Origin of the sequence: Roseovarius sp. MMSF_3350, from assembly GCF_030733425.1 — a bacterium.
Taxonomy (GTDB): domain Bacteria; phylum Pseudomonadota; class Alphaproteobacteria; order Rhodobacterales; family Rhodobacteraceae; genus Roseovarius.
The window spans coordinates 64,476-73,638 of the sequence record NZ_JASHIZ010000023.1 but is presented as its reverse complement, the minus strand read 5'-3'; the positions used below and the strand labels follow the sequence as shown (position 1 = coordinate 73,638).

Genomic DNA, 9,163 nt, shown 5'->3' with positions numbered 1-9,163 from the left:
CCCCCCCCCCCCCCCCCCCCCCCCCCCCCCCCCCCGCGACTGGATCAGCTTATTCGAAAGTCGAGGCGACTTCCCATTTCTTGATCAGCTCGTTCAGGCTGCCATCGTCCTTCATCGACTGGATCGCGGCGTTGAACGTCTCTTTCAACTCGGTGTCGGATTCGCGGACACCCATGCCGACGCCGCCGCCCAGCGGCACGTCTTCGCCCACGAACATCATGTCGCTGTCCTCGGCCACGATCGGCGCGAGGAAGGATTTGTCGGCCAGAACCGCGTCAGCCTCGCCGTTCTTGACGGCAGCGACTGTTTCCTCGGGCGTGGCGAATTCCACCAGCGTGGCGCCGGATTCCGCGATGTAGCCGGCCTGGATCGTGCCGGTCTGCGCGGCGATCACGCCACCTGCGACATCCACGTCCTCGGACATGCCGGCATAGGCCGACGGATCCGGCGGCGTGTAGTTCTGGGTGAAATCAATCACTTCGTCACGCTCGTCGGTGATCGACATGCCTGCGATGATGGCGTCGTAGTTGCCGCCCACCAGGTTGGGGATGATCGAATCCCAGTCATTCTTGACCCATTCGCAGGTCAGTTCGGCGCGCGCGCAGAGCTCGTCGCCCAGCTCCCGCTCGAAACCGTCGATTTCGCCCGCGTCGTTGACGAAGTTCCAAGGCGCATAGGCGCCTTCGGTGCCCAGGCGGATCGTCTTGTCCTGGGCCATCGCCATGCCGCCGGCCAGGGCCGCGGCGAGTGTGGATAGAACTAGCTTTTTCATAAGTGTCTCCCTTGCTTGGTTCTTTTGGTTCAGGCGGCCATCGTCGAGCTGAGAAACTGACGCAGCCGCTCGGATTTGGGCGAGCCGAAGAGTGTCTCCGGATCGCCTTCTTCTTCGATCAGGCCCTGATGCAGGAAAATGACGTGGTCCGACACGTCATGGGCCATTTTCATGTCGTGGGTCACGATCATCATGGTCCGCCCTTCGGCGGCCAGGTCCTTGATCACGCGCACGACTTCCTGTTCCAGTTCGGGGTCGAGCGCCGAGGTGGGTTCGTCGAACAAAAGCGCCTCGGGTTCCATGCAGAGCGCACGCGCGATGGCGGCGCGTTGCTGCTGCCCGCCAGAGAGTTGGGCCGGGTAGACATCGCACTTGTCGCCGATGCCGACCTTTTCGAGATAGCCGCGTGCGGCCTTCTCGACCTCATCCTTGGGACGGCCCAGCACGGTCACCGGCGCCTCCATCACGTTTTGCAGGATGGTCAGATGGGCCCACAGGTTGAACTGCTGAAACACCATCGACAGATTCGTGCGGATCCGCAGCACCTGCCTGGGGTCCGCCGGGTGCCGGTTCAGGCCAGACCCTTTCCAGGTCACGGGCTCGCCCTTGAATAGGATGTCTCCCTGCTGGCTGTCTTCCAGCAGGTTGGCGCAGCGCAGGATGGTCGACTTTCCCGACCCCGAAGAGCCGATCAGCGACACCACGCTGCCCTTCGGCGCGGTGATGTCCACCCCTTTGATGACCTCAAGGCTGCCATAGGCCTTGTGCAGATTTCGGATATCGATGACGGGCGTTTCGTCAGGCAAAGGCAGCTTCCGGTTTGCAGGTCAGTCAGTAACATCGGACAATAGGGCAGTAATTTTGGGCCAATGCAACTTGCAAAACGATGTTTTTTCGTCCGTTTCGTGCGTATTGCCCGGCTTTTGGGCGAATGCGGCGGGGTGTCGTTGCGTCAAGCACGCGGCGGTGCAGGCGTCGGAATGGCAAGATAGGCCTCGGGCGGAAGGCGCACGATTCCGCGCAGGCCAAGCGCGTTGCGGGTTTCGGACGGCAGGGCCGCGATTGCGGTCTCCACGGCCCGGAAAACCGTGTCAGCGTCGTTGGCCGGCGCGGTGATGAAGGGCAGGGCGGGGCTGGGATCCGTTGCGGCGATAACGCGCAGTTCAGTTGTGAAGGCCTCGAACCGCTGCATCAAACGCCAGGTCTGTGCATCGAGCGCCGCCAGATCCGCTCCTCCTTCGGCTACCGCGCGGGCCGAGGCCTGGTGGCTGCCGGTGCGCAGCGTATCGGTGAATTCAAATCCGTGCGCTTCGGCCCAGGCGGCGGGCGCGGCCCAGCCGCTTTGCGACATCGGCTCGTTATAGGCAAAGCGCGCAGCAGCGAACTCCACCGGATCGGTCCGTGCGTCCTTCGCCCGGGCCACGAAGACCGAGCGGTATTCGCCGGGACCGCACCCGTCCAAGGCATAATCCGGCGTGCCGACCAGCGCGACCCTGCCATGCAGTCGGGCGCGATAGGGGTAGCCGCAGGTCTGGGACAGCAAGAGGTCCGGCGATTGCCAATCGTCCCAAGGGTCGCCACCGCGGGTCAGATGGTCGGGCCCGTGGCCCAGCCTTTCGCGGATGGCTTGCCAGAACCTGTCGGTTTCGGTCCGTAGTTCGGGCCGGTCGTACATCGGCAGGCTGGCGATCATCCTTCTTCCTGGCGCTGGCGGGCAAGGGCACTGTCCATGTCGGTCACGCCCAGAAAGTTTGCCGCCATGCGGATGATCGCATCCTCGCTGGCGTCGCGCTCACCATCGGCCAGCGCCACCTGCCAAAGTGCTTCGATGACGCCGACGCGGTCCTCGTAGGCCACGGCATCCTTGATCGCGCGTGTGAAACGCACCGTGTCGGGCGCTTCGGCTTCCAGTTGTTCGGCCTCGTCCAGCAGCGCCGCCGCGTCGGATTCGGGCAGCTGGTACCGGGTGCGCGCAATGGCCAGGATGCGCTGGCGTTCCTCGGTGTCGAAATGCCCGTCCGAGCGGGCGATGCGCACCAAAAGGGCGATCAGCGCCAGCCGGGCGTCCTCGTCGGGAAGCGTTTCGGGAGTCGAGTCGGTGAGCTTTTTCAGGAATTCCGCAAACATGAAGGGGATATAGGCAACCTGCCCGCCGCCGCCAACGAGAATCTGCGGACCGGGGCGCTATTGGCTGCCGCTCATCTCGGTTTCCGCGCGGGCCCGGGCGGCGTCGCTGTCCTCGGGCGACAGGCCCAGCGTCCGGCGCACGTCTTCCAGCACTTCGAGTTCCTCATCGTGGCGTACGCCATCGGCCAGCACCACTTCCCACAGCGCCTCCAGCGCGTCGACGCGCGCGGCGAAGCTGACCGTTTTGCGAAGAATGTCGCCGAATTCCTCGGTGTCGGGCGCGTCGCGCTCCAGTCGCTCGGAGGTCGCGCGCATCTTGGCCGCCTCGATCGGGCCCAGCCCGAAAAGCCGGCCCAGCAGCAGGTCGATCCGGTGCACCTCTGCAAACTTGTAGCTGTGATCCGACATCGCCACACGCACCATCAGCGCCCCGAGCGCCAGCTTTTCGTCGGGCGCGGGCAGGGGCGGCGGCTCGGGCGCATCGAACGCGTGCAGCAAACGGTGAAGCAGCGAGGGTTTCTCCATTGGGCGGTTCCGTAAAATCGGGATCGATTGCTCTCGTTTAACGCGTCACCCGAGTGTAAGAAAACAAAATTGCTGGATTAAATCGGTTGATCCGCGCCCCGAGCCTGAAGCGTGACACATTTGCTCCAAACTAACGGCCAGTTTGCGCGTCAAAGCGTACTCACCCGTGTGATTTTCCGAATGTGAAGCCTGTCATGTCGCGCAACTCCGTTGTCAATATTTCGACCGCCGCGCCGGAGGATCAATTGGCCTACCTGCGCGGCTGCGCGCATGATGAGGCGCGCAGCTTTCTTCGGGCATACGACTGGACAGGAGACCCGAGGCGCGTTCTCGGCTGGGTCATGGCGCAGAGGTTCATGGATCTCGGAACGGCGCTGACCGTCTTCCTGAACGGCCAGCCGCATCGCTTCAACTACATGCCAAAGCGCGACATACCGAAGGAACTGGCAGGGGCGGCGCTTATGCTCGACTCGATCTGCCTGCGGCTGAATTCGGGCTTCTATCTGGTCTGGCCGGATCAGGACGTCGACGATCGTTCGCGTATCCTGCGGTGGCTCGAGGCCCAGGCCGAGGACCGGCGGGAAGGCCGGCAGGGCCGCTATGTGCTGGACGAGCGGATCGTCGCGACGCTTCTGGAGAATGAGCTGCGCCTTGACCGCGAGGCCGAGACGGCCGTCTATTACGAACGCCGCTCACTTCTGCGGGATCTGTTCAGCCCGGTGCTGGAACTTGGCGTTTCGCGCCGAATGCTGCGGTTTCATCCGCCGCAAGAAGACCACGATGACGACCTGACGAACCTTCGCTACTGAAGGGCGCGGCAAAGACATCAGGGCACCCTGTGACGGGCGCCCTGACTGATTTGATAATCCGGTGTCAGAACTTATACGCGACACCGACCGAGAATGCGTCGACTTCGCCGTCGCTGCCGCCCAGAGCGGGGCCAGAGAGATCGTAATTCGTGCGGGTGTACTCGAACCGGGTAGTAATATTTTCACTCAGCATCGTCTCCAGACCGATGCCGTAGGAGATGCCCTGACCCGATCCCGAGACGCCGGCAGCGGCCACGTCCCAGTCCGTCCAGCCATAGCCCAGGGTGCCGTAGAGCAGCGAGTTGCCGAAGGCATAGCCGCCGCGGCCGCGCAGGTTGATGTTGTTCTCCAGGTCCAGCCCGGTGCCCATCACCGTATAGTCCAGCTTGCTGTCGTAGCCCAGCTCGGCACCCAGAACGAAATTGGGGGCAATGGCGTGGTTGTATCCGCCGAACACACCGGCGTTGATTTCGGGGTCGATCCCGATGGGCGCAGCCGAGATGCCGAGATTTTGCATGTTCACGCGGCCACCGAGGTAGAAACCCTGCCATTTCTCGGCATCCTGGGCCAGGGCGGTGGTGGAAAGGGCCGCGGACAGGGCTGCGGCGGCGGTAAGGGATTTGTAGAACGTCTTCATTATGAACCTCATGTCTGTTCGTGGCCCGGGACAATCCCGGGGCTCGGACATAGGTCGCAGCGACATGAGGAACGGTTCAAACCGGGCGCTAGAAATTCTTAACGATCTGATTATGCGTGTTTTTCAGCCGAAATCAGACAAGGCGTGAGGTTTCCACGGCGGCCCGGATGAAATCCGCGAAGAGGGGATGCGGCTTGAACGGCTTCGACTTCAGTTCGGGATGGAACTGAACGCCGATGAACCATGGGTGGCCTTCCCATTCGACGATCTCGGGCAGGCGGCCGTCGGGCGACATGCCGGAAAAAGTCAGGCCGCATTCCTCGAGCTTCTTGCGGTACTCGATATCCACCTCGTAGCGGTGGCGGTGACGCTCGTCGATCGCGGTGCCGCCATAGACCTCGGCCACCTTGGAACCTTCCTTGAGCACGGCATCGTAGGCACCCAGACGCATGGTGCCGCCCTTGTCGTCGGTCACCTTGCGCTTGACCTTCTCGTTGCCCTGCACCCATTCCTTGAGGTGGTAGACCACGGGCGTGAAACGCTTCTTGCCGGCCTCGTGGTCGAACTCTTCCGATCCGGCATCCTTGAGGCCCGCCTTGTTGCGGGCGGCCTCTATCACCGCCATCTGCATCCCCAGGCAGATGCCCAAGTAGGGGATCTTTCGCTCGCGGGCGAATTGCGCGGCCTTGATCTTGCCCTCGGTGCCCCGCTCTCCGAACCCGCCGGGCACGAGGATGGCGTGGTAGCCTTCCAGATGGGGGGCGGCATCCTCGCGGTCGAAGATCTCGGCATCGACCCATTCGACATTGACCTTCACCCGGTTGGCCATGCCGCCATGCGTGAGCGCCTCCTTGATCGACTTGTATGCATCCTCGAGCTGCGTGTACTTGCCGACGATGGCGACGTTGACCGTGCCATCGGTGTTGTGAATGCGGTCCACCACGTCCTTCCAGGTGGTCAGGTCGGGGCGCGGGGCGGGCGAGATATCGAACGCGTCCAGCACCGCCTGGTCAAGCCCTTCATGGTGATACGCAAGCGGCGCCTCATAAATCGAATTGAGATCGTAAGCGGCGACGACGGCTTCTTTCCGGACGTTGCAGAAGAGCGCGATCTTCTCGCGCTCTTTCTCCGGAATCGGCTGTTCGGACCGGCAGACAAGGATGTCGGGCGCGATCCCGATGGATTGCAGTTCCTTGACGCTGTGCTGGGTCGGCTTGGTCTTCAACTCGCCGCTGGCCGCCAAATAGGGCAAAAGTGTCAGGTGCATGAAGATGCATTGTCCGCGCGGGCGGTCATGGCTGAACTGGCGGATCGCTTCGAAGAAGGGCAGACCCTCGATATCGCCCACCGTGCCGCCGATCTCGCACAGCATGAAATCGACCTCGTCATCCCCGATGCCGATGAAATCCTTGATCTCGTTGGTGACATGCGGAACCACCTGGATCGTCTTACCGAGGTAGTCGCCCCGGCGTTCACGCTCCAGCACGTTGGAATAGATGCGGCCCGAACTGACCGAATCCGTCATCCTAGCGGGGACGCCGGTGAAGCGTTCGTAGTGGCCAAGGTCAAGGTCGGTCTCGGCGCCGTCATCGGTGACGAAGACCTCGCCATGCTCGAAAGGCGACATAGTGCCGGGGTCGACGTTAAGGTAGGGATCGAGCTTGCGCAAACGCACCGAAAAGCCGCGCGCCTGCAAAAGCGCACCCAATGCCGCAGAGGCAAGACCCTTGCCGAGGGACGAAACCACACCGCCGGTAATGAAAATATAACGTGCCATGGGCTGGCAATCCCCCGTGATTGCGGCGTTTATCGCCAGTTAGATGCGGTCGAATCGAAGCCTTCGGCACCGCATCACCACGGGACTCGAGCCATATAGGATTCGGACGAAACGCGCAATATGCTGTGACGCGCTGATGCGCGCCCGCAAGCCTTAGTGGTGTTTCTGGGTCAGTCCGCGGTGGGTGTCAGTGGTGCATCATCGCCCGCCGATGGCGGCAGCAGACCGTCGCCGGTGCTGTCGAGTGCGGGATCGCTTTCCTCGGCCGCGGGCCTGTCGTCGGTGATGCGGTCCAGAACCGAAGAGCCGCCGGCATTCTGCGCCGCGATGATCGTCAGGGTCAGCGTCGTGGCAAAGATAGACAGGCCCAGCACCCATGTCAGCTTGCCAAGCGCCGTGGTGCTGGACCGCCCGGTGGACACGTTGCCGCCACCGCCGCCCATGCCCAGGCCGCCACCTTCGGAGCGCTGCAAAAGCACGACACCGATCAGCGCGAGCGCCAAGAGCAGGTGAACAAGCAGGATGACATTTTCCATAAGACGTGGTCCCTCGGGTTCGGATGGGCGGTATCTAAGCAATTCGGGCGTCCCCCGCAACCCGCCGTTTCAGCAGTTTGCGTGAGTCTCGCCTCTGTGGCCGGGGAACGTAGTGACCGAGCCCTACTCGTCCACGTCATCCATGTCGGACTGTCCCGACAGGCGCCGCCGGACATGGCTCCAGCTAAGGCCGATGCCGAGGACCAGTGACAGCGCGACAAGGCCCAACCACAGGTTTTGCGTCGGGTTGTCGAGATTCAGCAGGCCGAAATCCACCAGCACCCAGCCGAGCGCCGCCGCTATGGCCAGGATCAGCCCCATTCCGAGCGCCCCGATCGAGCGCAGCGTGGCCCGCAGGTAGATGATGTAGCCGACCAAAAGCAGCAGCGCGAAAAGCACGGTCAGCGGCATCTGCGCATCCCAATTGTTTTGCGCCCAGACGATGAAATTGTACCGTGTCGGGTTGAATGTCGCGGCCAGCAGAACGAAGGCCAATGCCCACCTGACGATAAATCCGGTCATTCGCGATCTCCTGCCATGCGTCGGTAAAGATGTGCCTGCCGGGGGCGGGTCTGTCCAGACCGGGTGTGAAATTCCGGTTTCGCACGCTTGGCGGTGTGGGTATACGGGCGCGGGGTTCAACCACCGCCTGAGAGGTTTCCATGGCAAATGTCGTCGTTGTCGGCGCCCAGTGGGGCGACGAGGGTAAAGGCAAGATCGTTGACTGGCTGAGCGAGCGCGCGGACGTCATCGCGCGGTTTCAGGGCGGGCACAACGCGGGCCACACGCTGGTAATCGACGGCAAGGTCTACAAGCTGAACGCGCTGCCCTCGGGCGTCGTGCGGGGCGGTAAGCTGAGCGTCATCGGCAACGGCGTGGTGCTGGACCCGTGGCACCTGCTCAAGGAAATCGACTCGATCCGCGAGCAGGGGGTCGAGATCAGCCCCGAGACGCTGATGATCGCCGAGAACACGCCCCTGATCCTGCCGATCCACGGCGAACTGGACCGCGCCAGAGAGGAAGCGGCCAGCAAGGGTACCAAGATCGGCACCACCGGCCGCGGCATCGGCCCGGCCTACGAGGACAAGGTCGGCCGTCGCTCGGTCCGCGTGGCGGACCTGGCCGATGACGCGACGCTGGAGGCGCGAGTGGACCGCGCGTTGCAGCACCACGATCCGCTGCGCAAGGGCCTGGGGATAGAGCCGGTGGACCGCGACGCGCTGGTGGCTCAGCTCAAGTCCATCGCGCAGGAGCTTCTGCCTTATGCCGCACCGGTCTGGAAGGTGCTGAACGATCAGCGCAAGGCGGGCAAGCGCATCCTGTTCGAGGGCGCGCAGGGTGCGCTGCTGGATATCGACTTCGGCACGTATCCCTTTGTGACGTCCTCGAACGTCATCGCGGGGCAGGCCGCTACGGGAGTCGGCATGGGGCCGGGGGCGATCGATTACGTGCTCGGCATCGTCAAAGCATACACCACCCGCGTCGGCGAGGGACCCTTTCCCACCGAATTGCAGGACGCGGACGGTCAGCGGCTGGGGGAGCGCGGGCACGAGTTCGGCACCGTGACGGGCCGCCAGCGGCGCTGTGGCTGGTTCGATGCGGCGCTGGTGCGCCAGACCTGCGCGACGTCAGGCGTGACAGGGATCTCGCTGACCAAGCTCGATGTGCTGGACGGCTTCGACACGTTGAAGATCTGCGTCGGCTACGAGTTGGACGGCAAGCAGCTGGATTACCTGCCTACGGCAACCGACCAGCAATGGCGCTGCAAGCCCATCTACGAGGAAATGCAGGGCTGGTCCGAGACCACCGAAGGCGCGCGCAGCTGGGCAGACCTGCCCGCCAACGCGATCAAGTACGTGCGTCGGGTCGAGGAGTTGATTCAGTGCCCGGTCGCGCTACTCTCCACGTCGCCCGAGCGGGAGGACACGATCCTTGTGACCGACCCCTTTGCCGACTGAGACCGACAAAGCTTTAGAGAAC

11 protein-coding genes are annotated in these 9,163 nt (G+C 63.3%); 2 read left to right on the top strand and 9 right to left on the bottom strand.

The window, feature by feature from the left end; genetic code table 11:
* Positions 1–49 precede the first annotated feature (49 nt).
* The 5 genes from RBB31_RS18225 to RBB31_RS18205 all read right to left on the bottom strand — a co-directional run bounded on the left by RBB31_RS18225 (position 50) and on the right by RBB31_RS18205 (position 3,424).
* A complete protein-coding gene (locus RBB31_RS18225; RefSeq protein WP_306130683.1) occupies positions 50–772 on the bottom strand; it encodes a transporter substrate-binding domain-containing protein in 723 nt (240 codons plus the stop codon).
* A 29-nt stretch (positions 773–801) separates the two neighbouring features.
* Positions 802–1,578, bottom strand: coding sequence for an ABC transporter ATP-binding protein (locus tag RBB31_RS18220; RefSeq protein ID WP_306130682.1), 777 nt, complete (start codon positions 1,576–1,578; stop codon positions 802–804).
* A 146-nt stretch (positions 1,579–1,724) separates the two neighbouring features.
* Positions 1,725–2,465: a phosphate/phosphite/phosphonate ABC transporter substrate-binding protein gene (locus tag RBB31_RS18215; RefSeq protein ID WP_306130681.1), complete on the bottom strand. Its 741-nt coding sequence runs from the start codon at positions 2,463–2,465 to the stop codon at positions 1,725–1,727.
* A complete protein-coding gene (locus RBB31_RS18210; protein ID WP_306130680.1) occupies positions 2,462–2,899 on the bottom strand; it encodes a TerB family tellurite resistance protein in 438 nt (145 codons plus the stop codon). The genes RBB31_RS18215 and RBB31_RS18210 overlap by 4 nt, the downstream gene beginning before the upstream one ends.
* 57 nt (positions 2,900–2,956) lie before the next feature.
* Complete coding sequence (locus tag RBB31_RS18205) at positions 2,957–3,424, bottom strand: TerB family tellurite resistance protein (protein ID WP_306130679.1); 468 nt, start codon at positions 3,422–3,424, stop codon at positions 2,957–2,959.
* Positions 3,425–3,618: 194 nt separating this feature from the next.
* Between RBB31_RS18205 and RBB31_RS18200 the strand changes: the two genes are divergently transcribed.
* Positions 3,619–4,233, top strand: coding sequence for a hypothetical protein (locus RBB31_RS18200; protein ID WP_306130678.1), 615 nt, complete (start codon positions 3,619–3,621; stop codon positions 4,231–4,233).
* A 64-nt stretch (positions 4,234–4,297) separates the two neighbouring features.
* On the opposite strand, the gene RBB31_RS18195 is transcribed toward RBB31_RS18200, so the two are convergent.
* From RBB31_RS18195 to RBB31_RS18180, 4 genes are all read right to left on the bottom strand, one after another.
* Positions 4,298–4,870 (bottom strand): outer membrane protein, encoded by a 573-nt coding sequence (locus RBB31_RS18195; RefSeq protein ID WP_306130677.1) that lies wholly within the window; start codon positions 4,868–4,870, stop codon positions 4,298–4,300.
* Between the two features lie 133 nt (positions 4,871–5,003).
* Positions 5,004–6,647 (bottom strand): CTP synthase, encoded by a 1,644-nt coding sequence (locus tag RBB31_RS18190; RefSeq protein ID WP_306130676.1) that lies wholly within the window; start codon positions 6,645–6,647, stop codon positions 5,004–5,006.
* A gap of 170 nt (positions 6,648–6,817) precedes the next feature.
* On the bottom strand, positions 6,818–7,183 hold the full coding sequence (gene secG, locus RBB31_RS18185) for a preprotein translocase subunit SecG (protein WP_306130675.1): 366 nt from the start codon (positions 7,181–7,183) through the stop codon (positions 6,818–6,820).
* 123 nt (positions 7,184–7,306) lie between these two features.
* Positions 7,307–7,705, bottom strand: coding sequence for a DUF6524 family protein (locus RBB31_RS18180; protein WP_306130674.1), 399 nt, complete (start codon positions 7,703–7,705; stop codon positions 7,307–7,309).
* 140 nt (positions 7,706–7,845) lie between these two features.
* Here RBB31_RS18180 and RBB31_RS18175 point away from each other — a divergent pair, with 140 nt between their 5' ends.
* Positions 7,846–9,141 carry an adenylosuccinate synthase gene (locus tag RBB31_RS18175; RefSeq protein ID WP_306130673.1) on the top strand — a complete coding sequence of 432 codons (1,296 nt, stop codon included), beginning with the start codon at positions 7,846–7,848 and terminating at the stop codon, positions 9,139–9,141.
* The last annotated feature ends 22 nt before the right edge of the window (positions 9,142–9,163 follow it).